Origin of the sequence: Pedobacter duraquae, assembly GCF_004362245.1 — a bacterium.
Classification (GTDB): Bacteria; Bacteroidota; Bacteroidia; order Sphingobacteriales; family Sphingobacteriaceae; genus Pedobacter; species Pedobacter duraquae.
The window spans coordinates 541,908-568,693 of sequence record NZ_SNWM01000001.1 but is presented as its reverse complement, the minus strand read 5'-3'; the positions used below and the strand labels follow the sequence as shown (position 1 = coordinate 568,693).

Genomic DNA, 26,786 nt, shown 5'->3' with positions numbered 1-26,786 from the left:
TATAAAAAAAATATAAACATTTCAATATGAAAAAGTTAGTATATCTCTTATTGGTGTCGGGCTTGCTAAGCTGCCTCTTGGCCTGTCAGAAAGAATTTCTTCAAAAACCAGAGACCACCGGAAATGTGACGGCCGAATCGGTATTTGCTACACGCAACACGGCAGAGGCAGCAGTTGCAGGAACCTACCGCGAGGTGCTGGTTCAAAACCTATGGAACGGTCGGGCCATAGATAACGGTACACTATCGGGTATCTCGGGCGAGATGTCGTACGGAGAGCCCTGGGCAACGCTGGCGCAGTATGTATCCTCGGGTTTTTTACCTACGCCTTATCAGAATAACAAAGCGCAGAGTTCCGATAATTTCTTCGACAGCTTCAGTTCAGTGCGCAAAAGCTACCTCGTGCAAGAGAATATCGATAAAGTTGCTGATATGGATGCGACACAAAAAGGATATGTGAAGGCAGAAATGACAGGGTTAGTCGCTTACCGGTATATGGGCATGATGATCCATTATGGTGGTGTTCCCCTAGTAACGAAATCTCTTGCGCCTTCTGATGACCTAAATATCCCGCGTGCCACCTTGCAGGCTACGCTGGATAAAATTGTAGAGTGGAGTAATGCTGCTGCGGCAGGTCTGCCTGATAAATGGGAAGATAAATATGCCGGCAGGCTAACCAAAGGAGCAGCATTGGCAATAAAGGCCAAAGCACTCATTTATGCAGCGCGCCCTTTGTTTAATTCTGCAACGCCATACCTCAGTCTGGGTGCCAACAGCAACCTGATTTGTTTTGGATCGGCAAATGCCCAACGCTGGACAGATGCAATCACTGCCAATGAAGCGGTAATTTCCTGGGCAAATGCCAACGGCTATGGTGTGATCAACACTGGAGGATCGACGGGAGTTCCTAATCCAAATGCTTTTGCAGATTATGGTACGGCAACATCAACACCCAATAATAAAGAAGTGCTCCTGGCTTTTAAGCTGGATGAGAATGGCAGTAAGTTCTTTAAGTTTTATAATCCGACCAGCGGGAATGGCGAACGGTATCTGATCGCCAGATATGGTATGCTTACCAACTTCTTAACAAACTACTATAAGGCTGACGGAACCGATCAGGTTTGGCCTACCGGCGGCGCGGCGCTGCCCTATGCTGATTATGCCAGTAAAATGCAGAATATGGAGCCACGCTTCAAGGCAGATAACTATGCCCATGGTATTGATTCATGGAATAACCCAGGAAACAGCTTATGGTCTTATGCGAATGCAAGCAAGGGGTCAAACAATCCTACAAACAGTGAAGGCACGCGTGGCCATGGTGTGGCCCAGAGCACTAAGTTTTATTATATGGCAGGTTCAAGAGTCTGGTTTGAGTATCCGCTTTTCCGGATGCCTGAGTTTTACTTAAACCTTGCCGAAGCCTATAACGAGACAGGAAATGCACAGAAGGCATTAGAAAATCTAAATATTGTACATAATAGAGCTGGCTTACCTTCTATTACTGTGACGGATCAGACGGCCTTACGCAGAATCATCCAGCGTGAATGGGCAGTAGAGTTTTACAATGAAAACCACAGGTTCTTTGATGTGAAACACTGGAAACTTGATAACATCGGCAATGGTATTATGGGTGGCGGTATGCGCGAGTTTCAGTTTACAACGAATGGGCAGAATGACCGGTTACCGCAAAATCTGCTAACCTATTTCGATAAGGAAACCTACACAGCCTACTGGAACCCAAAAATGTTCCTCGATCCGTTTCCTCAGGAAGAGATCAACAAAGGTGTACTTATACAAAATCCAGGCTACTAAGCTGAATTAACCAAACTCCAAGCAGAAGAAATGAATAAACAAGATATTTTTAAGGGTATACTTACCGGCGTTTGTTTTCTGGGACTAGCTGCACATACATCTGCGCAGACCAAGTCGAAACAAACAGCTGTGGGCACAATTCAGGATACAGTACCTGGACGACTCTTCACAATTAAACAGAACAGATCTACAGCAGCAGTCTCCACAGTAAGTGCTGAGGTACTTAACAATACTGCTGCACCGAATTTAACAAATACATTATACGGTCGTTTGCCCGGACTTACAGTAAGTCAGCGGGGTGGTGAGCCAGGAAATGATGCAGCTTTATTGGGTATTCGCGGTATTGGAAGCTTCGGCTATCTGGGGGGCGCCTTTGGCTATAAAACCTATAAGATCTTTGTCGATGGCTTTGAGGTTAACGACAACTATTTCAATGGCTTGTCGCCGGCAGAAATAGAATCCGTTTCGGTTTTTAAAGATGCGGCGGCACTATCGACCTTTGGCATGCGCGGTGCTAACGGCGTAATTTCGGTAACTACGAAAAGAGGACGGATAGGGAAACCCAGCATTCAATTCCAGACACGTACCGGACTGCAAAGCGCAACACGTATCAACAGACCCCTGGATTCTTACGGTTATGCAAACCTGTACAATCAGGCAATCAGCAATGATAATGGAAATGTATGGACACCGAGGTATTCAGCCGCACAGCTGCAGGCATACCAGAATGGTACCGCACCAAACGTAGATTGGTATAGCGAGGTGTTGAGAAGCAGGGCACCCTTAACAACCGGTGATCTGCAGTTTTCTGGAGGTGACACCATTGCAAGGTATAACCTGGCGTTGGATTATGCCGATCAGAAGTCCCTGTTAAATGTCGGCAACACAGATGCAACGTCAAATCAGATGTTGAAGCGCTATAACATCCGCACCAACCTGGATTTTAATCTCTTTAAGATTTTCGAGGCGCGGGTAGACTTAAATGGAAGAATTGAGGATGTAAAACAGCCCAACTTTAACATCGCCAGCCTTTTTAGTAATCTGGCCAGCTACCCTTCAAATATTTATAATGTAAGGGATGGCGCAAACTGGTCTGGAACGGCGCTATATCCAAATAACCCGGCAGCTTCAGTGAATGCTTTGGGCTTTTACAATACACACAACAGGATCTTGCAGGGTAACTTTGGCTTAAAGGAAAAGCTTGATTTTATTACGCCAGGACTTTACCTGAATGAAGCTTATTCCTTTAACAGTTATGCCCAGACCCTTTATGGTAAATCAGCAACTTATGCGCGTTACTTCAATGGAGCTACAACAACTACCGATCAGAATACGCCGCTAAGAGCCTTTAACCAATCGGCACAACAGCAGCAGGATTGGAAGCAGTTGATGGTGACTGCGGGTTACGAACGTAGTTTTGGCGACCACCAGCTTACTTCGGCAATCAACTATCACCAGTCGGATTTCCGTGGCGATGGGGATTTCTCCTTTGCATACCATTATCAGAATGTAAGCGGAAAAGCCAACTACGCTTACAAAGGGAGGTACATTGCTGAATTTGGGTTCTCCTATTTCGGAACCGACGCTTACGCACCTGGCAATCGCTGGGGTTTCTATCCATCAATCTCAGGTGCATGGATTGTATCCGAAGAATCGTTCCTTAAGGATTCAGAGACCATTGGCCTCTTTAAATTAAGAGCATCTGTAGGTAAACTGGGGAGTGCCGATACTGAAGGTACGGGCATTTCTATAGGCGGCCTCAACGGGCGTTACCTGTATCAGCAATATTATTCAGGGTCAGGAACTTTTTACCTGGGTAATGACGGAACGCCCGCAGGGCAAACGGGAATAAGTCCGGTATTCATTGCCAACAAAAGCATCTTCGCTGAAAAAAGTATCAAATACAATATCGGGGCTGACTTGACCCTGTTTAAAAAGCTAAATATTCAGCTTGACGCATTTATGGATAAACGCAGCGATATTATCTATCCTGACTATGCCATTCCCGCCAGTTATGGAAATAATGTGCTGGTTAAAAACCTTGGGAAACTAACCAATAAAGGTTTTGAGGCTTCCGCTGTATTTACCGATCAGCCGGGCAAGGTTGGATATAGCCTGTCGGCCATGGCCGCCTATAATAAGAATACAGTAGATTATATGGCCGAAACTGCAGTTGCCTATCCCTACAACGCTTTAACAGGTAGGTCTTATGGAACGCGTATCGGGTTGGTCTCTGCAGGGTATTATCAGTTAAGCGACTTCAATGCCAACGGTACCTTGAAATCCGGAATTCCTGTTCCTGCTTTCGGTACAGTACAGCCCGGCGACCTTCGGTATCAGGATTTAGATCATAACGGAACGGTAGATGATAATGACCGTACTGAAATTGGTAAAGCAGGGTATCCACGGTTAACATATGCCTTTGGTGGAAACATCAACTACGCAGGTTTTGACCTTGCAGTTTTCTTACAGGGTACCTATGGATCCACAGTAGATATATTGAATTCTGCAGCTAGTCAGACGCAAGCTTTTGTTGGAAATGGCAATGCTTACGCTATCGCACAAGGTGCCTGGGCTTATTATCCTGACCAAGGAATCGATACCAGGGCAACAGCAACATATCCGCGATTAACTACAACAACGAATCCCAACAATTACCGTACAAGTTCTTTCTGGATTAAAAGCGGTGATTTCCTGAGGATCAGGAATGTAGAGCTCGGTTATTCTTTCAGCAGCAACGTGATCCAAAAGATCGGCATGCGTAAGCTGAGGATATTTGTTAACGCAGTGAATCCTGTAACCTGGAGTTCACTACTAAAGGACTACCATATGGATCCCGAGACCTTGTCTGGCTATCCCGCCCTAAAATCATTCAACACAGGCATTTCTGTAACTTTTTAAAGATAGGTAAACGACCATGAAATATAAACATACATTATTGATCGCAGCAGCTATTGCTGGCCTGAGCAGTTGTAAAAAAGACTTTCTTGATACTAAGATCGATAAATTTACTACGCCGGAGTCTATTGCTTCAGACCGCGGCTCGCTCTATACTTTCGCCAACGCATTTTACACCCAGCTTCCGTACGGGTTCAATGCGTTGGACAACAACTTATTTGCGGCCGCATCTGATGAAGCACAGCAAACCTCTGCTTTTGCCAATAGCACACTGGCATTTAACCAGGGTACTTTGAGTGCTATTAATCTTCCGGGCGAAGTGGATGCCTATTACAAAAACATGTACGATGGCATCCGCGCAGCGAACTTCTACATAGACTATTCTAAAAACTGGCGTGAGTTTATTGCCAGGGGACGTGACACGCTCGCAGCTTCGGAAGCGATCAGTTATCCCAGGGACAAACAATTTATTGGCTGGTATCGTGGCGAGGCGAGGGTAGTCAGAGCCTACTATTACTCCGAACTGATTAAACGGTATGGTGATGTACCACTGATCACTAAAAACTATAATCCCGGAGAAGCCGTAAACCTGACGAAGACCAAGTATGATGATGTCGTAAACTTTATTGTTTCTCAGATTGATACCTATAAAGACAGCCTGCAGGTAAACTGGCGTACATCCTCCTTCACTGATCAGGATGGAAGATTTACAAAAGGTGTGGCACTTGCTATTAAATCAAGGGTGCTGTTATATGCTGCAAGTCCGCTGCATAATGCCTCAAACGATCTCGCCAAATGGCAGCGGGCAGCAGAGGCAGCAAGGGATGTGATGACTACTCCCGGACTCAACTATTCATTGTATACCGGTGGTTATGGCAATTATTTTCTGGAAAACAATTCGCTAACCAGCAACGAGACTATTCTGGCCGTACGCCGTCCGGCAGATCAAAATCCGGAAAAGCTGAACTATCCAATCGGCACACCTGGTGGAGGCAGCGGTATTGCACCATCTCAAAACCTGGTTTCCGACTATGAACTGAATGGTGCGGCTGATCCTGCAGACCCCTATAAAAACAGGGATCCGCGCCTGGCTGCAACAGTGGTAACTAACGGTAGCAGCTGGAATGGAAGGGTGATCGACCAGTCGGCAGGCGGCAGCGATGACATGAATAAAGCAAATACGAGCAAGACGGGTTATTACCTTAAGAAATTTTTATCGAGCAATCTAAACCTGACCAATGGCGGTACAGCGAGACATAATTGGATCCTGTTCCGTTATGCGGAGATTTTACTCAACTACGCCGAAGCGATGAATGAAGCCTATGGTGCTGATGCGGTTCCCGCTGGATATACTAAGTCGGCACGTCAGGCGCTCAATGAGGTTCGCGCGAGAACTGGCGTTAACATGCCTGCAGTAACCGTAGCTACCGGAATACCTTTCCGCAATGCTGTAAAACATGAACGCAGAATAGAACTGGCCTTTGAAGATCACCGTTATTGGGATCTGCTACGCTGGAAGGATGCCGAATCGGTATTAAACCAGCCTGTTACCGGAGTGAAGGTAACTAAAACCGCTACCGGCACTTTTACCTATCAGACTGCCAATATTAGCACGCGGGTATTCAGGGCTCCAGTGATGTACCTGTTCCCTTTCAGCAGAACAGAAGTGATCAACTCCAATGGTACATTAATTCAAAATTCTGGCTATTAATCTTTAGAAATATGAAACTAAAAACTAAAATATCTTTGCTGCTTAGCATGGCCTTGCTACCGATAATGATCCTGAGTTGCGAAAAAGATGACAGTGATGCTGACTTTGGATTTGCGAAAATATTTATGCCCCAGGCTACATTGGCCAACCTCAATTACAATGTTCCTTCCGGCCGCGATTCAGCAACATTCAACTATAAGATCGATGCCCAGAAAGTAAACGTTTTGCTGGGGGTATCACGATCAGGAAAACTGGATCTGGGCGCCTACAGTGTAAATGTTGTTGCAAATCCAGACACCGTGACCCAAATGATTACCAACGGCATTTTACCGGCGACAACTACCGTAGTAATGCCTGCAGCGATGTATAACCTGCCACAAACGATATCTGTATCCGACGGGCAAAGTCAGGCCACCTTTGTGCTTTCAGTTGACAGGGCGCAACTTAAGACTTATGTTGGGAAGAAAGTAGTGCTAGGCGTAGTGCTGAAAAATCCAAGTCAGTATACCCTCAATCAGGCCATTAACAAAGTGGTCGTAATTATCGATGTCAACCAGTTAAAACTTTAATCACGGCAATTAAGATGAATATGAAAATTAATACAAACATCTGTGCTCTGGGGCTGGCCGCCATGCTGTTGTCGGGCCTGGTAGCCTGTAAGAAAAATGAAATAGTAAGTTCAGTGGTAGTAGATGGGGTTAAGCCGACTACCGCATTTACAAATACAACAGGGTCGCTGGTGATTACTTTTACCAACACCTCGCAGAATGGAGATTCGTACTATTGGCAGTTTGGTGATGGCACTAACTCTACAGAAAAATCGCCCGTGCATACCTATGCCAGTCCGGGTAAATATAATGTGATCCTTAAGGTAAACAGTGCCGCAGGCTATTCGACTACATCGACTAAAGTCGTGCCGGCCTCGGTACCAGCGGTTGCTGATTTTACCCTGGCTTCTAATTTTGAAACCAATGGTGTTTTCAGCAATACTTCCCTGGCTGCGGATGCTGTGGTGTGGGATTTTGGTGATAATACAGCAACGTCAACAGATCTTAATCCGACTCATAAATTCCCGGCATATGGGGATTATACAGTAAAGTTGACTGTTACCGGGCTCCTTGGCGATGTTTCGGTGAAGTCCAAAGTAGTTAGCGTAGCCAATACGAATTTGTTAAAAGGAGGGGGATTTAATGCTGGTGACGGAACATTCTGGCAAACCTGGAGTTCGCAGGCGAGTATACCTCCGGATTTCGGATACACGACAGATAAACCCGCCGGTGGCTATGATGGGTGCTTACGCTTCAAGTCTTTTACCAATAGTGCAGGCTTGAATCATCTGATCTATCAGGCTGTGCAGGTTGTTGCGGGTAAAAAATATAGTCTCTCGGCAGTAGTTAAGGCACCTGCGGGAGGTAAGAACAACTATCTTCAATTTTACATTTCTAAAGACGCAAATACCTGGGTAGAAAGTAGCGCTGCAGATGCCAATTTCTTTTTGGCACTAAATAATTACCACGCCTGGGGAGCTACAAGCAGTAGTACCACCGCCGTTAATGGTGATCTATACAAGGCTGTTGTTGCGAATGGTAGCTACGGACTTGGTGTTGCAACTGCTGGTGTATACACTGCAACAACTACCGGCACCTTATATATCGGCATTCAGTGTGGTGTGTACGCAGGAACATCCAATGGAGATATCCTGATTGATAACTTGAATTTCGTACCACTTAATTAACAATCTTGGAAAACAAGAAAGCCAATAAAATTTCAACAACCATTGCGACAACAATCGCAATGGTTGTCGTATTTGTTGCCGTATACTTTTTGTATCCGAAAAAGAAACCAAGTGTAGCACATTCACAGATAAACAGTGACGCTGAATTTCTGCGAGGCAAAGTTCTTGCCGGTAAATTCTGTGCTTCCTGTCATATGTTGCCAGATCCGGCTTTGCTACCAAAGGCAGTCTGGAGTCGCTCGGTATTGCCAATTATGGGGCTTTACTTAGGCACTACACCTCACCAGGAACAACCCGATCTGGAGCAGTCAGGCCAGCGCTTCATGCCATTTCCTGAGCACCCAATGATGACTGAGGAGGACTGGCGACTGTTGCAGGCCTATTACCTTAACGCTGCACCAGAACAATTAGTCGCCTCTGAAAGTCGGGCGCCAGATGCAAATAATCTTCCCTTTACTGTTATCCAACCTAAGGGATCTGATCTTTATAGTACAGCAGCAGTTGCTTCGTGCCTTAAATTTGATCTCATTTCCCAGCCAGGCCGGTTATTGGTAAATGATGCCGTTCAAAAAACAATCTACGCCTTCAGTTCCGATATGGATGTATTGTCGTCTGGTAAGACCCAAGGCCCGGTTGTAGATCTGCTGATTGAAAAAAACAGGATTATAGCCACTATTATTGGGAAGGAGCTTACCGCTAACGACCTGAAAGAAGGGGAGGTTGTTCGCTTAAAAATATCAGCAAAAGAAATCTCCGCCGAAAAGCAACCCTTATTTGAGCAACTTGCGCGACCGTTACAAGTTCTTGCAGGAGATCTCAATGCTGATGGAAAGACGGATTATGTTGTTGCTGAGTTTGGAAATTTGACCGGCAAACTAATCTGGATGGAAAATAGGGGTAATGATCAATATCAGAAACACGTGATCAGGGAAGTGCCGGGGGCGATAAAGATCGTGTTGAATGATGACGATCAGGATGGGCTTCCGGAAATATACGCGCTGTTTGCCCAGGCTGATGAAGGCATATTTCGCTTTAAGAATAAAGGGAAGGGCATTTTTGAAACAGAGCGCATGCTCAGGTTTCCACCAACCTACGGATCCAGCAATTTTGAATTGGTAGATTTCAATGGCGATGGGAAGCTTGATATCTTATATACCTGCGGCGATAATGCCGACTACAGTCCGGTTTTAAAACCTTATCACGGACTGTATCTCTATCTGAATAACGGACGCTCTTACGAGCAAACGTTCTTTTATCCCATCAATGGCTGCTATAAAGCGCTGGCCAGGGATTTTGATGGTGATGGCGATCTGGATATCGCCGCCATCAGTTTTTTCCCTGCGGCGGCAAAGCCATGGGAAGCTTTTACCTATCTCCAGAATAATGGAAACTATCACTTTAAGAACTATGGCCTTCCTGCGGGAACAAAGTTTCAGAAAGGAATTACGATGGATGCCGCCGACTTTAATCAGGATGGCAAACCAGACCTTGTTTTAGGAAATGGCTATTTCGCCACCGCTGCAAACGCAGAAAAACAGCCCCTGTTTATATACCTCAAACACAAATAAATTAAGATGAATATCAAATCAATCCTATTCAGCCTCAGTTTTTGTATACTGGTGTTGGTTGCCCGGGCACAATCAGGCAATCTGCTGACCGCAACATTGCTGACAAAATCTCCTGATCAATACCTGAAAATGGAATGGAATATTCCGGTATCCGGGAAGTTCAAGAATCCATACGACCAGAAGGAAGTTATGCTCGACTTATGGCTAACATCTCCTTCTGGTAAGCCCTTGCAGCTTCCCTGTTATTTCGAAAAGAAAGATAACGGCACGTCGCTTTTTAAAGCCAGGTTTACACCTCAGGAGTCAGGTAAATACAGCTATTATTTTAAACTGATAACAGGCAAGACATCCCAGGACTCCAAGCCTGAAAGTTTTACAGCGCGCAAGACCCAGAAAAAGGGCTTTATGCATAAGAATAACAACTACACGTTTAAATTTGACAATGGCGAACTGTTCAGGGGCGTAGGAGAAAACGTTGCCTGGGAGTCGAGGGATTTCGAAAATCAGAAATTTACATATGACTACCTGCTGCCAACGCTGGCTAAAAACGGTGCTAACTTTTTCAGGACATGGATGTCGTACTGGAACATTCCTTTGGAATGGAAAAAGGTAGGCGGAACCAAAAGATACCAAAATAGCGACGATTACTTTAACCCTGGAGCTATCAAACGTATGGACGAGCTTGTCCAGCTGACAGATTCTCTGGGTCTGTATTTTATGCTGACACTGGATTGGCATGGTCATCTGATGCAGAACTTCAAACGCAGCAATTACAGCACGGCTATGGGTGGCCCGGCAGCTACACCAACGGAGTACTTTACGCTGCCGGCCAGCATGGAGATGTATAAAAATAAGCTCAGGTATGTGGTAGGCCGCTGGGGTTATAGTACCAACATCGCCGCCTGGGAGTTTTTTAACGAGATTGATAATGCCGCATTCGGGGCAAAGGACAGTGTCATCATCCCGTTAGCTGCAATCAATCACTGGCACCAGGAAATGAGCCGCTATTTAAAAGACCTTGATCCTTACCAGCATCTGGTAACCACGAGTGTCTCCCACCGCGATATCCCAGGGATGAACTCTATTCCTTATATCGATTTTAACCAGAAGCATATTTATAAGCATACAGAAAAGATCCCTGGGATCTATCCGGATTATATACAGACCTTCAATAAGCCATATGTAGTTGGGGAGTTCGGTTTCCGCTGGGAAGATATGGATCCGAAATATGCCAAGGAAGCGAATTATGATTATAAGCGCGGCCTGTGGTTCGGGATGTTTAGTGAGACGCCGATTTTACCTATGACCTGGTGGTGGGAGCTTTTCGACGATCAGAAGATGACTCCATATTTCAACAGCGTAAGAAAGATCAGCGATATGATGCTTGCTGCCGGTAAAGGGAAATTTCAGCAATTTAAGCCCGAGGCGGGTCTGCTGCATGCGCAAGGCATGCAATGTGGTAACAGTTATTTTGTGTACCTGCTAAATGAAACGGAACATGAAGTGGCTGCAGCTGTATCTTTTCCAGTAGCGAAGGCTACTGGTGCGCTCCAAAGCTTCGATCCTGAGGGCAGGAAATTTGCAATACTGAAAAGCAAGGCAATAGCGGGGAATACATTAACTTTAGCTGTTGCTGATGGTGTGAAACTCAAAGCTGGTGAAAGCAGGGTGCTCATCTTCGGTATGAAATAAATGTCTTTTATGAAAGTAGCCAGGTACAGTATTTTGGTGTTGATCTGCCTATCCTTTGGTTTTAAGGTAGGGAAGAAAAAGGTAGTAATAGGCTATGTTGGCGGGTATCGTGGACTTGTAAATACCGCTGCTATTGAAGTAGAAAAACTAACCCATATCAATTACGCCTTTGTAGATATTAAAGATAACAAAGCCTGGTTGCATCAGGAACGTACAGATACTGTTAACTTCAGGAATCTCAATGCGCTGAGACAGCGAAATAAAGACATTAAGATCTTGATTTCCATAGGTGGCTGGACCTGGAGCGGGAAGTTCTCTGACGCCATGCTCAGTGATACCAGCAGGCTTACTTTCGCTAAAAGCGCTGTAGGAATCATAGAAAGGTATAATCTTGATGGAATAGATATCGACTGGGAGTACCCCGGACTGCATGGGGCAGCTGGAAATGTGTTCAGGCTTGAGGATAAGCAAAACTATACCCTGATGTTTAAAACCCTGCGTGAACAACTCGATTCATTGCAGCAGATAACAAGGAAGTCGTACCTGCTTACTACCGCCGTGGGTGCCTTTCCTGGATTTGTATCGCATACTGACATGGGGGAAGTGCAGAAATATCTGGACTACGTAAACCTCATGACCTATGATTTTGGTGGTTCACCCTCAGTGCACCAAAGCAATCTGTATCCTACGGCAGACTACGGATCAGAAAACTCCGCAGATAAGGCTTTTAATGATTTTACAAAAGCTGGTGTTCCTGCCGAAAAGCTCGTTATGGGAATTCCTTTTTACGGTCGTGGTTATGAAGTAGAAGATGCTGTCAATCACGGCTTGGGGCGCAAAGTTATCAGCAGTATCAAATCCGGAGGCTTCACATTTATCAGCGATAGCCTGGAAAATAAAAAAGGGTATAAGAAATTTTGGGATCGCAAGGCGAAAGTGCCATACCTTTTTAACAAGCAGGACCGGCATTTTATTGCGTATGATGACCGGCGCTCTGTAAAGGAAAAATGTGCCTATGTTTTACGGAAAGATATGGCGGGTGTGATGTACTGGGAGCATGACTCTGATCTAAAAGGGTATTTATTGACAGAAATTCACAACTATCTCCTCAAGAAAAAGGCTGTCAATTGAGTATATGATTATGGTAAAATACGATTAGTTGTTTGTGGCAACAGTACTTATTTTTGGATATTATGAAAGTAAATCCCTGTTTTACCATTTTATTATGCCTCAGTCTGAGTGTTTCCCTGAGCTCTGCACAGCAGAAAGTGAAAACTGTTAGGCAGGCTGTTAAAGGACCAACACGTTTTAAATCCTTAAATTATTTATACGAGATTTCCGGTAAAGGGACTATCGCAGGGATCCACAATAGAGAGCCTAATGCAACGCCAGCTGCATGGACGGATGAGGTGAATAAGACAACAGGGAAATTCCCTGGTCTTTGGAGCGGTGACTTCCTTTTTCAGGCCGAAAATATCGCCAACAGGCAGAAAATGATTGATGAGGCTGCCGTACAATGGAAAAAAGGTGCCATTGTAAATATCATGTGGCATGCCTGCAATCCCGCTTTGGAACAACCATGTGGCTGGGACAAACAGGGAGTGCTCAGTAAACTCAGCAATGCGCAATGGGAGGAATTGCTTACCGATGGCAGTAAAATCAATCTCCGTTGGAAAGATATGATGGATGAGGTTGCCGGTTATCTGCAGCAACTCAAAGATCAAAAGGTAGAGGTTTTGTTCAGGCCCTTACACGAGATGAACCAGGGTGTTTTCTGGTGGGGAGGAAGACCAGGTAAAACGGGTACATTGAAATTATATCAACTGACGCACGACTACCTGACTAAGAAAAAAGGCTTGGATAATCTGATCTGGGTTTGGGATATCCAGGACTTCGGCACGCTTGCCAACGATGCGGTGGTCTATAATCCAGGTACCGACTACTGGGACGTTGCTGCACTTGATATCTACGACGATAAAAGTGGATTTAGTCAGCAGAAATATGATATTATGGTAAAGGCAGGCAGTAATAAGCCTATAGCAATCGGCGAATGCCAAAAATATCCTACTGCAGAGATCCTTGCAAAACAACCAAAATGGACTTTCTTTATGGGCTGGTCAGAGTTGGTATTCAGCCATAACACGATCCCGGAAATCAACACATTAATACATGCACCCAATGTGATCACGCTTGATCAGATGAAGGGCTGGTAAAAAAACAACACCATGAAAAAACTTGTCATTTGCTGCCTGCACGTGTTGCTGGCTCTAGCAACCTATGCCCAAAAACCCGAAAATACCTATAGTGTACAAGGGTGGTGGGGACCAGCGTCAGCTCCTTATTCACCGGTAGTACATACAGATCGGACCATTACGTTCCGCTTACTTGCGCCAAAAGCTACTACGGTAAACTTATCTTTCGGAGAATGGGATATCGTGCCTAAGGCTATGACCAAAGACAAGTCAGGAAATTGGGAGATAACCATACCGGCTGTGGCTCCCGGTATCTATTCTTATCAGTATAACGTAGACGGGTTGAGCATGCCCGATCCTAAAAACCCGGTCTTAAAAGTCGGTACCGAGGTATATGGAAGTGTAGTGGAGGTTCCGGGAATGCCTGCGCGATTTGACGAAGTGCAGCTGGTGCCGCATGGTATTCTGCAACAGATTAAATACCAATCCAGCGAGCTTAAGAAGCCTCGCGGCATGGTCGTCTTTTTGCCTCCTTCCTATCAGTCTGATCAAAAACGACAATTTCCGGTATTATACCTGCGCCATGGTGGCGGCGATAATGAGACAAGTTGGACACAGGCTGCGGGGAAGGCTGATGTCATCCTGGAAAATCTGATTGCTGCGCAAAAAGCTAAACCAATGCTTATAGTAATGACAAATGGCTTAACTGACGGAACATGGGCTGGCGGAAGTACCAAAGCAGGTGTAGCGCAGCTTGAAGCAGAATTGCTTAGGGATGTGATTCCATACATGGAGAAAAACTACAGGGTGATACCCAAAAAAGAAGCTCGGGCCATTGCGGGATTGTCTATGGGAGGAGGTCAGGCCTATTTAATTGGCTTGAAAAACCTCCAGACCTTTAACTATGTTGGCGAATTTAGTGCGGGCTTGCTCAGCGATAATAAGTTCGATATCAACGAACGCATACCGGGTATATTCAATGACCCCTCAACGGTAAACAGCAAGCTTAAATTATTGTGGATTGCATGCGGAAAAGATGATCCCCGATTCCAGGGGCATGTTGCGCTCGACTATACGCTTACCGAAAAGCAGATTCAGCATGAGTTTCATCAAAGCGCCGGAGGTCACGAATGGCGATTCTGGCGTGAGCAACTTGCTGGATTTATGCAGCGACTTTTCTAAATCAGATAAATACCCGCTTACCCTGATAGTTTTCGCGGAACTCTATCGGGGTACAACCTTTCTTGCTTTTGAATGTGCGGTTGAAATTAGCCATGTTATTAAACCCACATTTAAAGGCAATTTCCGCTACCGACTGCGTGGTGTCGATCAGCATTCGCGATACATGTCCCAGCCTGATTTCATTGAGGCTGTCAATGAACGTATATCCTGTTCTTTTCTTGATAAAGCGGCTGAAGGATGCTTCGGGCATATGTGCAATTTTCGCCACTTCAGAAAGCGTAATAAGCTTGTTGAAATTGGCATTCATGTATTCAAATACTTTCTCAATCCTGCGACTGTTATAATTAAATTCTTCTTTAGTGAATGTAGCGTCTGACAATAGCTTGCTATCGCGCGAAATAGAAAGATCGTGCAGCATCGAAAATAATTCAAGTATCGAGTCAAATCCATTGATGTTGCTTAAGCCCAACAGTCTCGGTGCAATACGCTCTATTGTCTCCCTGGAAAAAAGAACCCCTCGTTTAGCGTTCTCAAACATGTTCCTGATATATGCCAGTTGGTTTCTTTTCAGGAACTTATCATCCAGTAAATCTTTGTGGAATTGAATGGTGACTTCCCTGATATCCTTACTGGTGCAATTGTGGTTAAACCATCCATGTGAGAGATTTGATCCCACAAGAACCAGCTCCATGTCGTCGATTTCTCCAATGTGATCCCCCACGATTCTTTTTGCTCCGCTGGCATTTAACACCAGGTTCAATTCCATGTCCTCGTGGTTATGCAGGGGAAAATCAAACTCTGTTTTCTTTCTGGAAAAGATAGTAAAACAGTCGTTCTGAGTAAGTGGAGTGATCTCCCTGATTACATTTTTTAACATATTAGATTTGTATTTGGTGCCAGCAATTTAGTTAAAATAGTATTGTCTTGAAAGTTGATCTGTTAAAGGTGGGTTAAATTGATACGTATACGCATATGGTTATCGTTATCAAAATAATGCGCTTTCGCTGAATAAACCTGTAAAATGGATTTTATCTGATTTTTATTGTGAAGGGTTGTGTTAAAATAATACTAACTTTTGATAAGATACAATCAGCTATCGGATAAGCAGATTTACATTTGATAATGGTAAAAAAGTATTATAATAAATGTGCAAGTGCAATTACATTTGATCCTGTATGGATAGAGAACTGCAAATAGCCACTATGGAAAGTTTTAGGGATGCACAGGCTGCTGAATTGAAAAGTATTTTAGACTACTGGGGAAAGCATACTTTAGATGAGTTACATGGAGGCTATATCGGGCAGATTGATGAACATGAACTTGCTCATTCAGACGCTGCAAAGGGATCAGTGCTGAATGCAAGAATATTGTGGAGCTTCTCCGCTGCATATAACCTAAATGCAAATCCCAATTATCTGGAGCTCGCCAATAGGAGTTTTGATTACATAGCCACTTATTTTGTGGATAAGGAGTATGGGGGCGTGTATTGGACGGTAGACCATCTTGGAAATCCCTTGGATACAAAGAAGCAGATTTACGCAATAGCTTTTACGATTTATGGTCTTGCAGAATACTATAAAGCCTCCAGGAAGGAGGCGGCATTGGAACTGGCTAAATCACTGTTTTCAGTTATTGAAACACACAGCTTTGATCAGTTAAAGGGAGGATATTTGGAAGCTTTTACCCGCGACTGGCAGGAAATTCCTGACTTAAGGCTCAGCGACAAAGACGCGAATGAAAAGAAAACGATGAACACGTTGCTACATATATTGGAGGCATACACCTGTCTTTATAGTGTATGGCCTGATGGAAACCTGCGTACGCAGTTGATTGGTCTGATCAGTGTGTTTAATGAATTTATTATAGGTGCCGATGACCATCTACAACTGTTCTTTGACGAAAACTGGAATTTAAAATCGCAGCAGATCTCTTACGGGCACGACATTGAAGCATCATGGTTGCTGCTGGAGGCCGCAAAAGCAATAGGTGATGCGTCAGTGCTACTTGAAACTGAGGCTACTGCCGTACGCATCGCTAAAGCAGCCCTGAAGGGGATGGATCCTGACGGCGGGATGAACTATGAATATGATCCTGTTAGTCAACATCTGGATGCTGATAAACACTGGTGGGTACAGGCAGAGGCAATGGTAGGCTTCTTTAACGCATGGGAATTGTCAGGAGAAGAAATTTACCTCAATACCTGTGATCAGATCTGGAATTTCATTCAAGACTATATCCTCGACAAGCAGAATGGCGAATGGATCTGGGGGGTGCATGCAGATCATTCCCGCATCGCTGGTGAAGATAAGGTAGGACTTTGGAAATGCCCGTATCATAACAGTCGTGCCTGCATTGAACTGATCCACAGAACGGATCATGTGATTAAAAAACTGAGGTCGTAATCGGTAAATCCTTCAACTTCCAGGCATTTTTTAAACTAAGCTGTGTTGCCGCCAGGGCAGTGGTCTTTCCCGTGCTTTGGTAGGCCTGGAGCAAGCCATTTAACGCCCAGCCATTATTCGGGTTGATTACTAAATCCTGTTTAAATACAGCAATTGCTTCATCATTTTTACCCGCCTTTAGTAAAGTCTGCCCAAGATATTGTCGGGCGGGTAAAGGCCAGTCGCGGGGCTCGCCATAAGTAATCTTGTCTTCAGTATCCACAGCCTTTCGTAAGAAGGCGATGGCGGAGGCATATTGCTTTTCCCTATCAGCAATAACACCCAGTAAAATGAGTCGTGCAACCGTTGCCGATTCCAATGCTGTGCTGAAGTTATCCATTCTTGCCCTTAAAGAAGTATCGCGCATTTTTGTGTCCAATAGTTTGAGTTCCTGTCTTGCTTTGGCGGCATCACCTTTTGCCGACCAGGCGATTCCTCTTGCAAAATGTGCCAGGAGGGAAGCATAGGGTAACGAATCAACAGGCTTTGCCTTTATTGCATCGTCCCATTTACCAAACCGAATAGCGGTAATAGCAGGCTCCATATAGATGGACTGCACAAAGTTGCCGTCGGCACCCTTCATGCCCAGATAGTCTGCAGGGATACTTTTTTTAAGTTTATCAGCAGTTGTGCTTGCAGTACCATAGGCGCCAGCCATTTGCGCGCAGGCAAGCTTAAGGTGCATATTGTGTGCTACATACAGGCCAAATCCGTTCATTACCGGCGCATACTGCTTTTGATAAATATTAAATCCGGCGATAGCGACATCGTTGTCTTTAATACCGCGTTCAAAATCGCCGGTGCGGAGATAAATATGCGAAGGCATGTGGGTGATGTGCGAAACCAGGGGCATCAGGGTATCTAACAGATGTGCGCTGCCATTAGCAAGCTGAGGTGTGGCTGAGGGCTCCATGGTATGGATATAATAATGATTCGCACCAGGATGCTTTGAAGAAATTGCAATCGCTTTTTCCAGTAAGCTCCGTATTTCAGGTGTCCATGGCCTTGGCGTAAAATCATGTGCATACAGGTCCCAGGGATGGAGTAACATCAGTGCGTCTGCATACAAAGTCATCACATCCACATTATCCGGATATTTGGTGTACACAGCATGCATGGCATTTGCATAGTTTGTTCTCAGCTGTTTTACTGATACGGTGGTGTCGCTGCTGTAACGCTGTTCCATTGCGGTAATCAATGCCTGTTCCACCGGTGTAGCATTACCCTTCAGGAGTTTGGCTTTTATGGAAGCTTCATATGCGCCTTTCGGCGGAACATAACCGTTTGGATAGTTGATTGTAGGCCCCATCGCTAATGACTTACCGTACCAGGCCATCGCAGATGAAGGATCCAGGTGTGTAGCTTTGGTGAATGACGCAATGGCTTCGATGGTATGAAAAGAATAGTACATACTCAGGCCCTGGTTAAAATAGATCTGTGCACTATCAGATTTGGTCGTGATCTTGAATTTATAATTACCCCATCCGGTTAACAATGGAATGTTAGCGGCAGTATCATCATCCTCATACATCGGTGCGCAGAATGCAGCGACCCTGTTAAAGCCTTTAAACGAATATGCGACATTTACTGTAGGTTTCTTTCGAACATACCCGCTGTAAAAAGACTGAGCTGTTATAAAAAAGATCAACAACAATATAGAACTGACAACTGGATATTTTAATTTCATCACAAAGCGCTTATTTGTTTATAATGAGTAATATAGCGAATTTATCTGAGGAAAACAAACGCTATCTTTATAAATAAAACGGGCACAAATGCCCCTGTAATTTGTCCGGCTTCCCACCTTGTTTTACCTCTTCAGGCAGTAAATTTGGATTAACAGATTCATCAACCTAAAAACCGAAACTATGGTTAAGCAACATTTTAATATTCTGATTAAGGCTTCAAAAGAAAAAATATGGGATATCCTGCTCGGTGAAGATACTTATACACAGTGGACAACGCCTTTTGCACCGGGTTCTATAGCCGTCACAGATTGGAAAAAAGGGAGTAAGGCGCTTTTTACCGATGGGAGTGGAATGGGTATGGTATCAGAGATTGCTGAGCACATTCCAAATGAGTTTTTATCCATTAAACATAATGGAATGATAAAAGATGGGGTAGAAGATGTGGAAAGTAAACAAGCCACACAGTGGGCCGGTTTTGAAAACTATACACTCAAGCGTGATGGCGATCAAACTGAGTGGCTGGTTGAAGTAGATGCGCCAGAAGAACACCTGGACTATTTTACCAATGCCTGGCCTAAAGCCATGGCAATTGTAAAGAAACTTGCAGAAAAATAAAATAAGCCTTTCGATTTTGAAAGGCTTATTTCTTATTTCCCAAGATGCTTTTTCACAGCTTCCCGTGAACTTCCCACTTGCTTAATTGCTTCTCTTATTTCTGAGGCGGACACACCAAATTGTTTTGCTGCATATTCAACCTCATTTGGGTCGTTTGAATCGATCTTGCTATCGTCACGACCGTCCTGTTTGCTTTTGTCATCTGCCATATCGAAAGGTTTTAATTGCTGCTATAACACCTTTCCTGTTTTAAAGGTTTATTTTTTTAAAACATTATTCCTGCAATGTGTTATTGTAATAAATTACAATTTGCCGTATGAATAATGAAGTAACAGTTGTCGGCCTCGGCGCCTCGGCAGGCGGTATTGATGCGTTAACAGAATTTTTCGATCATGTTTCTCCTGACATACCTGTGGCCTTTATTGTCACGGTCCATCTTCACCGTGATTTTAAAAGTAAACTGGACGAAATCCTGCAACGACATACTAAATTGCCTGTGCTGCGGGTTGAAGCAGATACTAAAATTGAACGTTCAAAGGTCTACGTGCTGATAGAAAATAAGACGCTTAAAATAGTGGATGGCCACATCCATACCGAGCCAAGGGGAACAGAAATTATCAATTACGCTGTGGATGAATTTTTCGAATCACTTGCTGCAACTCATGATACAAATTCTATCGTTATCATTTTTTCAGGCGCAGGAAGTGACGGACTGGAAGGGGCAAAATCAATAAGTCAGGAAGGCGGAGTAGTTATGGTTCAGGATCCGGCAACAGCAACCGTTAAGGGGATGCCAAATGCGATCATTGAAGGCGATCATCCAAAAGAGATACAGTCGCCAAAAGAACTTGCGCTGAGCCTCAATAGAATGTTTTTCCTGTAGGGTATTTATGGAACTTACTTTTCCAGGAGCAGGTTTCGTAAAACAAGAAAACCCCTGCAAACGAAAGTCTGACAGGGGCCAAATTGAACCTGGAATATATATTGCTTATTTACTGCCGTTTGCTGCCTTCACAATCACTGCAGATACTTTTGCCGGTTGTGAGATGAAAATAGTGTGACTTCCTTTGACTTCCGTAACGTAAAAAAACTTGCCGTTTTTATACATGTTGCGTTCGATATCCGGGTTGATGGCTTTGTCTTCGGTAGCAACAATACCGTATGCTGGTTTAGTAAGATAAGCCGCAGTTTCGATTTTATCCATGAAACACCTGCCAAAGATCGGACCTTGAGAAGCATACATAAAAGCCGCTAACTCCGGACTAGAATCGGCGCAAAAACCTGCGTGAAACTTCGCTTTATCAAAATAGATCACACCATTTGCATCTGGTGCTAAAATCCCATTTTCAGGTGCCGGAGGTAATGAGCTGGCCCACTGTAAGGTGTTTTCGCCACTGTTTGGTGCAAATGCTGCGATGTAAACCAAACCAACAACTTTTGGGTTGTTTCCAGCCTGGGTAATTACAGAACCTCCCCAGGAGTGTCCAACCAGAATAACCGGGCCATCTTGTTTGTCGATGATTCTGTTGGCTGCATCAACATCGTCCTTTAACGAAGTTAGTGGATTTTGCACTACAGATACATTGTAACCCTGCTTGGTCAGGATATCGAACACACTTTTAAAACCTGAGCCATCTGCAAAGGCGCCATGCACAATTACAATGTTCTTTACTTTAGCTGTAGTCTGTGCTACGGCAACGGTGCTTAATAATCCCAGTGCCATTGCAGCTGTCAGGAAAGCATTTTTAATTGAAATCGTTTTCATTTTTTGTTTGTTTAAGGGGGTGAGTTTATTATTTGTTTATTCTTTTAATTCTACAATCATTTCTACCTCTACAGGCCAGCCGCCGGGTAAACTGGAAACGCCAACAGCAGACCTTGTATGGATGCCAATGTTTCCAAAAACTGCGACCATCATATCTGAAAATCCGTTAATTACTTTAGGTTGATCGGTAAAGGTGTCTACGCCGTTTATAAAGCCTGTAACCTTTACGATCCGTTTAATTCTGGAGAGTTCTCCCAGTTCGGCCTTCAACACCGCCAACTGGGCAAGGGCGCAAAGCTTAGCCGCATCATATCCCTGTTGTACACTGAGATCCTTAACCAGCTTTCCGACAACATAGGTTCCATCCAGTTGCATCGGTCCCCTTCCAGAAAGGAATAACAGGTTGCCTACCCGGACAACGCTGGTGTAATTACCTATGGGGGTGGGTATCGCCGGCAATACCATATTTTCCCTGGTGAATACCGCTTCGGGGCGCTGAGCAGATGCGGTTAAGGCTATCAGGATAAAAAAAATAAGTAGTGGTGGTTTCATGTCGTTTAGATACTGTTAGGGGTATTCAATTACTATGCCTCAGGGCTAAGTGATTGTTTGTTAGTGTGTTGTTTGTAAATGGCGTGATTGAAGATTACTTTATATCGTAAATTGACGCTTTGGCTAACGAAACCAAGTCTCGATCCCTTCAATGCATCATAGCAATTCGATAGCACAGACTTATTTATTGAAAATTAATCTTTATTTGTTGATTATCAATAAATATTTATCTATAATTGTCTCGTTAATTTTATTTAAACGGATATGGAAACAAAAACTAAAAAAATCTTAAAAGTGATGCACGTGGTATGCTGGGTGTTGTTTGTAGGCGTATGCCTGAAAACGGGTGCGTTAATATTTTCATTTGTGGTAAGCCTGACCAGCAGTGCCATTGCAGCGCATAACCTGTATAGAGGACTCGACCTATCTGCCCTTTATGCCAATCAACTACCTCATTACGTTACCCTGGTTTCACTGGTAATCGCAATTTGGGGCTTACAAGCCTTTCTCGTATATCTTGTGCTCAGGATTTTTGCCAAAATCAATTTCATGCACCCCTTCAGTGCAGACATCGCGGAATTAGTATCCCGGATCAGTTACGTTGCCCTGATCATTGGTTTTTCAACTTTGATGGTTTACCACTACGCAGATTGGATTAATGCAAAGCTTACGCATTTGCCCAATTTGCAGGCTTATTTAACCGGAGGAGCCGAATTTGTGCTGTTGGGAATGATTATCTTTGTAATTGCCCAAGTATTTAAAAGAGGAATTGAAATCCAGACTGAAAACGAACTAACTGTATAACGCTATGCCTATTATTGTAAACCTGGATGTGATGATGGCCAAGAGAAAAATGTCGTTGAATGAACTTTCAACAAAGGTAGATTTAACCCTGGCCAATCTTTCGATCCTTAAAACAGGAAAAGCCAAAGCTGTGCGTTTCAGTACGCTTGAAGCTATTTGTAAAGTGCTTGAGTGTCAGCCTGGAGATCTTTTAGAATATCAGGAAACAAAGGAGTAAGTATTTGGTTATGGCTTCACCCTCATGAAGTTCCATAACCAAATACAACCTGAACGAATTGTTCATTTCATTCTTATTCCACCTCAATTGTGGTCTTTTGCAATATTTTGTAATTTGGAACTTTTTCGATTACAAAAATTATGACTGTGCCTACCGCTTCACAACATGATGGCGCTCAACAGGAGCCTGAGGATTTTGAGCAACAACTGCTTAAATACCAGAAACGAATTGCCAATATCCTGGAGAGCTTTACCGATGCTTTCTTCGAAGTAGATGGCAATTGGACGGTTACCTATTGGAATAAAGAGGCCGAGCGGCTCCTTGATAAACCGAGAGACCAGATCATCGGCTTAAACCTATGGGAGGTGTATGCGGATGCGGTCCCCCTCAAATTCTTTGAAGAATACCATAGGGCACGCGATCAAAATATAGCCGTTCGTTTTGAAGAGTACTTCGGGCCAAAAAATATCTGGTTGGAAGTAGCTGCTTTCCCTTCGGGAGATGGCCTTTCGGTATATTTCAAGGATATCAGCTCGAGCAAAGAAAACCTGGAGATGTTGATGCGGGAACGACAAAAGTATAGCGACTTATTCAACTTGAGTCCTGTTCCGCAATGGGTTTATGAGCTCACTACACTCAAGTTTTTGGACGTCAACGAAGCGGCTATTGCTCATTATGGGTATAGCAGGGAGGAATTCCTAAATATGACCATCAAGGATATCCGGCCCGAGAGCGATCTGGAGTTACTACAGGAAACGCTTCGTAAGCAGATCACACCGGGCATATTGAACAAAAGCATGGTCAGGCATCAAAAGAAAAACGGTGATATCATCTCTGTTCTGGTAGAAGGTAATTCTATATTTTTTGAAGGACGTACGGCAAGATTGGTGATGGTCGTAGATCGGACTACAGAAATTGAAGCTGCTGAGGCTGCTAGAATACAGGCGGCGCGACTTCAGGAAATCTCCTGGATACAGTCGCACAAAGTACGGAGTCCGCTGGCAAGTATTCTGGGGCTAATCTCTCTGATCGAAGTCAACAGGGAAGATCCCGGTGCCATCCAGGAATTAATTCCTTTACTCAAAGTATCAGCCGAAGAACTGGACCATGTGTTGAAAGAGATCTTGCAGAAAATTTGATTGCATTAATAAAAACGGCAGTTTATACCGGTTTGAGCAATTTTTAAACCTTTTACATCAATTTCTGGAATAGCACGCTAACCCAATTATAAACCTTCACCATTAGATTTGCTTTTGCCCTTTTGGCAACCAAATTATACAATGATGATGAACAAAAGCCTGATCAGTTCCCTTGTACTGACGTTGCTGCTCCTGAATGCAAAACCTGGAAAAGCACAAACTTTCAAATATCCATTTCAGAATTATAAACTCAGCTTTGAAAAAAGAGTAACAGACCTGGTGAGCCGCCTTACCCTCGAAGAAAAGGTATCTCAGATGCTCAACTCTGCACCCGCCATATCCCGACTGGGAATTCCCGCGTACGACTGGTGGAATGAGACCTTACATGGAGTGGCCAGAACACCATACAACGTAACTGTATATCCGCAGGCCATTGCGATGGCAGCAACATTTGACGAGCCCGCACTATTTAAAATGGCAGATTATTCTGCAATAGAAGGCCGGGCAGTGTTTAATAAAGCAAACGCCAACGGGCGGGGAGGTGGCAAATATGTTGGCTTAACCTACTGGACGCCGAATATCAATATCTTCAGGGATCCACGTTGGGGCCGCGGACAAGAAACTTATGGGGAAGATCCATTCCTCACCGCAATGATGGGCGATGCTTTTGTAAAAGGCTTACAAGGCGACAATCCCAAATATCTAAAAGCTGCCGCTTGCGCTAAACACTTTGCCGTACACAGTGGCCCCGAGCCCTTACGACATAACTTCGATATCGATGTTTCGGCCTATGAACTCTGGGATACCTATCTTCCTGCGTTTAAAAAGCTGGTGGTAGATTCTAAAGTGGCCGGCGTAATGTGTGCCTATAATGCTTTCAGAACGCAGCCTTGCTGTGCCAGCGATATCCTAATGAATGATATTTTACGCAATCAGTGGGGCTTTACAGGATATGTAACGTCGGACTGTGCAGGGATCGACGATTTTTTTCTAAAACATAAAACCCACCCCGATGCTGAGTCTGCTGCCGTAGATGCGGTATTTCACAGTACCGATGTGGAATGCGGACACAGCGCTTACCTTTCTCTGGTGCAGGGCGTCAAAGACGGCAAGATTACCGAGAAGCAGATTGATATTTCTGTAGAGCGCTTATTTATGATCAGATTCCGACTGGGACTATTTGATCCTGCAAGTATGGTTCCTTATGCGCAGGTTCCTGAATCTGTTTTGGAAAGTAAAGAACATCAGGCGCATGCCCTAAAGATGGCGCGCGAATCAATGGTGCTGCTCAAAAACAATAACCTGCTTCCGCTGCGTAAAAACATGAGGAAAATCGTTGTCTTGGGGCCAAATGCTGACAATCCATTATCCATCCTCGGTAACTACAACGGCAATCCATCAAAGCTGGTAACCATCCTCCAGGGGATTAAAAATAAGCTCGGCGCCAATACCGAGGTAGTTTACGAAAAGGCAACAACCTTCACCAGTGATGAATTGCTGGATTTTTCGGCATTGGAGGGTAAGTTTTCTTTTGAAGGCAGGCCGGGTATCAAAGCAGAATATTTCAGTAATAAAGAACTAAGCGGCAAACCTTTATTTACTAAAACAGAAACAACCTTTAACCACAGCTGGCAGGAAGGGGAGGTTATTGCCGATAACCTCAGGGCAGCAGAGTTCTCTGCCCGCTACAGCGCCAGCTTCAAAGCACCGGAAAATCAGACCTTATCTCTGGAGGCCGAAGCAGATAACGGCTGCCGTGTATTTCTGGACGGGAAGCTGATTATTGATAACTGGGGCACTAAAAAAGGGCAGCAAAAGAAATTAGACCTCAAGGTAAACAAGGATCAGGTATACAATCTGGTTGTAGAAATGTGGCAAAGCGATGCTACCGCATACCTCAAATTTAATATCGGTAAATACGTAAAAACTGATTTCAACGCGCTCATTGCAAAACACAAGAATGCCGATGCCTTTATTTTCGCTGGAGGTATCTCACCACAACTGGAAGGTGAATCGATGCGGGTAAATGATCCTGGATTTGATGGGGGAGACCGCACCTCCATCCTGCTGCCCAAAGTGCAAACAGAGCTCATGAAAGCACTACATAGTACAGGCAAACCTGTTGTTTTTGTGATGATGACCGGCAGCGCCATTGCAACACCATGGGAATCACAAAATATCCCGGCGATTTTGAATGCCTGGTACGGCGGACAAGCTGCGGGAACTGCAGTAGCAGATATCTTGTTTGGCGATTACAATCCTTCGGGAAGATTGCCGGTAACCTTCTATCAGGGCGATGACGACCTGGCCAGCTTCACCGATTATAATATGGACAACCGTACGTACCGGTATTTCAAAGGTAAAGCATTGTATGGTTTTGGGTATGGATTAAGCTATGCTACGTTTAAATACAGCCAGTTACAAATACAGGCAACTGCGGCAAAAGGTAAGCCAGTAAAAGTCTCGGTACGCGTAACCAATACCAGCAAAAAAGCAGGGGATGAAGTTGTGCAGCTGTACGTCTTAAACCAGAACAAATCCATTAAAACAGCCATCAAAGCATTGAAAGGATTTAAAAGAATCAGCCTCGCCGCAGGCGAGTCAAAGCTGGTCAACTTTACCCTCAGCAAAGACGATCTTTCTTATGTTAAATCTGATGGCAATTCGGCAAGCATAACCGGAAAGGTCAGCATTAATATCGGAGGGAGCCAGCCAGATGAACCCAACCCAACAAGTGGCAATGTAATCAGTAAGCTGATCAGCATCTATTAAAAGG

The 26,786-nt window shown here is 44.3% G+C and carries 22 protein-coding genes; 17 read left to right on the top strand and 5 right to left on the bottom strand.

The features are described 5' to 3' along the window. The first annotated feature begins 26 nt into the window (after positions 1 to 26). From CLV32_RS02545 to CLV32_RS02500, 10 genes are all read left to right on the top strand, one after another. Entirely contained in the window at positions 27 to 1,811 is a 1,785-nt protein-coding gene (locus tag CLV32_RS02545) for a RagB/SusD family nutrient uptake outer membrane protein (protein WP_133552070.1), read from the top strand. 30 nt (positions 1,812 to 1,841) lie between these two features. Beyond that, on the top strand, positions 1,842 to 4,712 hold the full coding sequence (locus tag CLV32_RS02540) for a SusC/RagA family TonB-linked outer membrane protein (RefSeq protein WP_133552068.1): 2,871 nt from the start codon (positions 1,842 to 1,844) through the stop codon (positions 4,710 to 4,712). Positions 4,713 to 4,728: 16 nt separating this feature from the next. After that, the gene (locus CLV32_RS02535) at positions 4,729 to 6,420 is read left to right on the top strand and encodes a RagB/SusD family nutrient uptake outer membrane protein (RefSeq protein ID WP_133552066.1); all 1,692 of its coding nucleotides are present in this window, start codon (positions 4,729 to 4,731) and stop codon (positions 6,418 to 6,420) included. Between the two features lie 11 nt (positions 6,421 to 6,431). Then, positions 6,432 to 6,989, top strand: coding sequence for a DUF1735 domain-containing protein (locus CLV32_RS02530; protein ID WP_133552064.1), 558 nt, complete (start codon positions 6,432 to 6,434; stop codon positions 6,987 to 6,989). A 20-nt stretch (positions 6,990 to 7,009) separates the two neighbouring features. After that, positions 7,010 to 8,155, top strand: coding sequence for a PKD domain-containing protein (locus CLV32_RS02525; RefSeq protein WP_166641863.1), 1,146 nt, complete (start codon positions 7,010 to 7,012; stop codon positions 8,153 to 8,155). A 5-nt stretch (positions 8,156 to 8,160) separates the two neighbouring features. Continuing rightward, a complete protein-coding gene (locus CLV32_RS02520) occupies positions 8,161 to 9,723 on the top strand; it encodes an FG-GAP repeat domain-containing protein (protein WP_133552061.1) in 1,563 nt (520 codons plus the stop codon). A 6-nt stretch (positions 9,724 to 9,729) separates the two neighbouring features. Next, positions 9,730 to 11,415: a DUF5060 domain-containing protein gene (locus CLV32_RS02515; protein WP_133552059.1), complete on the top strand. Its 1,686-nt coding sequence runs from the start codon at positions 9,730 to 9,732 to the stop codon at positions 11,413 to 11,415. 9 nt (positions 11,416 to 11,424) lie between these two features. Beyond that, positions 11,425 to 12,546, top strand: coding sequence for a glycoside hydrolase family 18 protein (locus CLV32_RS02510; protein WP_133552057.1), 1,122 nt, complete (start codon positions 11,425 to 11,427; stop codon positions 12,544 to 12,546). A 62-nt stretch (positions 12,547 to 12,608) separates the two neighbouring features. Further along, positions 12,609 to 13,628, top strand: a complete 1,020-nt coding sequence (locus tag CLV32_RS02505) for a glycoside hydrolase family 26 protein (protein ID WP_133552055.1) — start codon at positions 12,609 to 12,611, stop codon at positions 13,626 to 13,628. 12 nt (positions 13,629 to 13,640) lie between these two features. Next, complete coding sequence (locus CLV32_RS02500; RefSeq protein WP_133552053.1) at positions 13,641 to 14,789, top strand: esterase; 1,149 nt, start codon at positions 13,641 to 13,643, stop codon at positions 14,787 to 14,789. Between the two features lies 1 nt (position 14,790). On the opposite strand, the gene CLV32_RS02495 is transcribed toward CLV32_RS02500, so the two are convergent. Beyond that, complete coding sequence (locus CLV32_RS02495) at positions 14,791 to 15,666, bottom strand: AraC family transcriptional regulator (protein WP_133552051.1); 876 nt, start codon at positions 15,664 to 15,666, stop codon at positions 14,791 to 14,793. A 298-nt stretch (positions 15,667 to 15,964) separates the two neighbouring features. Between CLV32_RS02495 and CLV32_RS02490 the strand changes: the two genes are divergently transcribed. Next, a complete protein-coding gene (locus tag CLV32_RS02490; protein WP_243732222.1) occupies positions 15,965 to 17,191 on the top strand; it encodes an AGE family epimerase/isomerase in 1,227 nt (408 codons plus the stop codon). On the opposite strand, the gene CLV32_RS02485 is transcribed toward CLV32_RS02490, so the two are convergent. Continuing rightward, a complete protein-coding gene (locus CLV32_RS02485) occupies positions 17,172 to 18,917 on the bottom strand; it encodes a tetratricopeptide repeat protein (protein ID WP_133552050.1) in 1,746 nt (581 codons plus the stop codon). The two genes, CLV32_RS02490 and CLV32_RS02485, sit on opposite strands and share 20 nt — an antisense overlap. 181 nt (positions 18,918 to 19,098) lie before the next feature. Between CLV32_RS02485 and CLV32_RS02480 the strand changes: the two genes are divergently transcribed. Further along, on the top strand, positions 19,099 to 19,533 hold the full coding sequence (locus CLV32_RS02480) for an SRPBCC domain-containing protein (protein WP_133552048.1): 435 nt from the start codon (positions 19,099 to 19,101) through the stop codon (positions 19,531 to 19,533). 32 nt (positions 19,534 to 19,565) lie between these two features. On the opposite strand, the gene CLV32_RS02475 is transcribed toward CLV32_RS02480, so the two are convergent. Continuing rightward, the gene (locus tag CLV32_RS02475; RefSeq protein ID WP_133552046.1) at positions 19,566 to 19,742 is read right to left on the bottom strand and encodes a DUF3606 domain-containing protein; all 177 of its coding nucleotides are present in this window, start codon (positions 19,740 to 19,742) and stop codon (positions 19,566 to 19,568) included. Positions 19,743 to 19,849: 107 nt separating this feature from the next. Between CLV32_RS02475 and CLV32_RS02470 the strand changes: the two genes are divergently transcribed. Continuing rightward, the gene (locus CLV32_RS02470) at positions 19,850 to 20,416 is read left to right on the top strand and encodes a chemotaxis protein CheB (RefSeq protein WP_133552044.1); all 567 of its coding nucleotides are present in this window, start codon (positions 19,850 to 19,852) and stop codon (positions 20,414 to 20,416) included. 105 nt (positions 20,417 to 20,521) lie between these two features. Here CLV32_RS02470 and CLV32_RS02465 read toward each other — a convergent pair whose 3' ends face one another. Then, positions 20,522 to 21,298 carry an alpha/beta hydrolase gene (locus tag CLV32_RS02465; RefSeq protein WP_133552042.1) on the bottom strand — a complete coding sequence of 259 codons (777 nt, stop codon included), beginning with the start codon at positions 21,296 to 21,298 and terminating at the stop codon, positions 20,522 to 20,524. A gap of 36 nt (positions 21,299 to 21,334) precedes the next feature. Then, complete coding sequence (locus CLV32_RS02460) at positions 21,335 to 21,850, bottom strand: RidA family protein (RefSeq protein ID WP_133552040.1); 516 nt, start codon at positions 21,848 to 21,850, stop codon at positions 21,335 to 21,337. Between the two features lie 264 nt (positions 21,851 to 22,114). On the opposite strand from CLV32_RS02460, the gene CLV32_RS02455 reads away from it, so the two are divergent. The 4 genes from CLV32_RS02455 (at position 22,115) to CLV32_RS02440 (ending at position 26,782) form a co-directional block, all read left to right on the top strand. Continuing rightward, a complete protein-coding gene (locus CLV32_RS02455) occupies positions 22,115 to 22,654 on the top strand; it encodes a DUF2975 domain-containing protein (RefSeq protein WP_133552038.1) in 540 nt (179 codons plus the stop codon). A gap of 4 nt (positions 22,655 to 22,658) precedes the next feature. After that, entirely contained in the window at positions 22,659 to 22,871 is a 213-nt protein-coding gene (locus CLV32_RS02450) for a helix-turn-helix domain-containing protein (RefSeq protein ID WP_133552036.1), read from the top strand. A gap of 140 nt (positions 22,872 to 23,011) precedes the next feature. After that, a complete protein-coding gene (locus tag CLV32_RS02445; RefSeq protein ID WP_133552034.1) occupies positions 23,012 to 24,010 on the top strand; it encodes a PAS domain S-box protein in 999 nt (332 codons plus the stop codon). Positions 24,011 to 24,151: 141 nt separating this feature from the next. Then, entirely contained in the window at positions 24,152 to 26,782 is a 2,631-nt protein-coding gene (locus tag CLV32_RS02440; RefSeq protein WP_243732221.1) for a glycoside hydrolase family 3 C-terminal domain-containing protein, read from the top strand. Positions 26,783 to 26,786 lie beyond the last annotated feature (4 nt).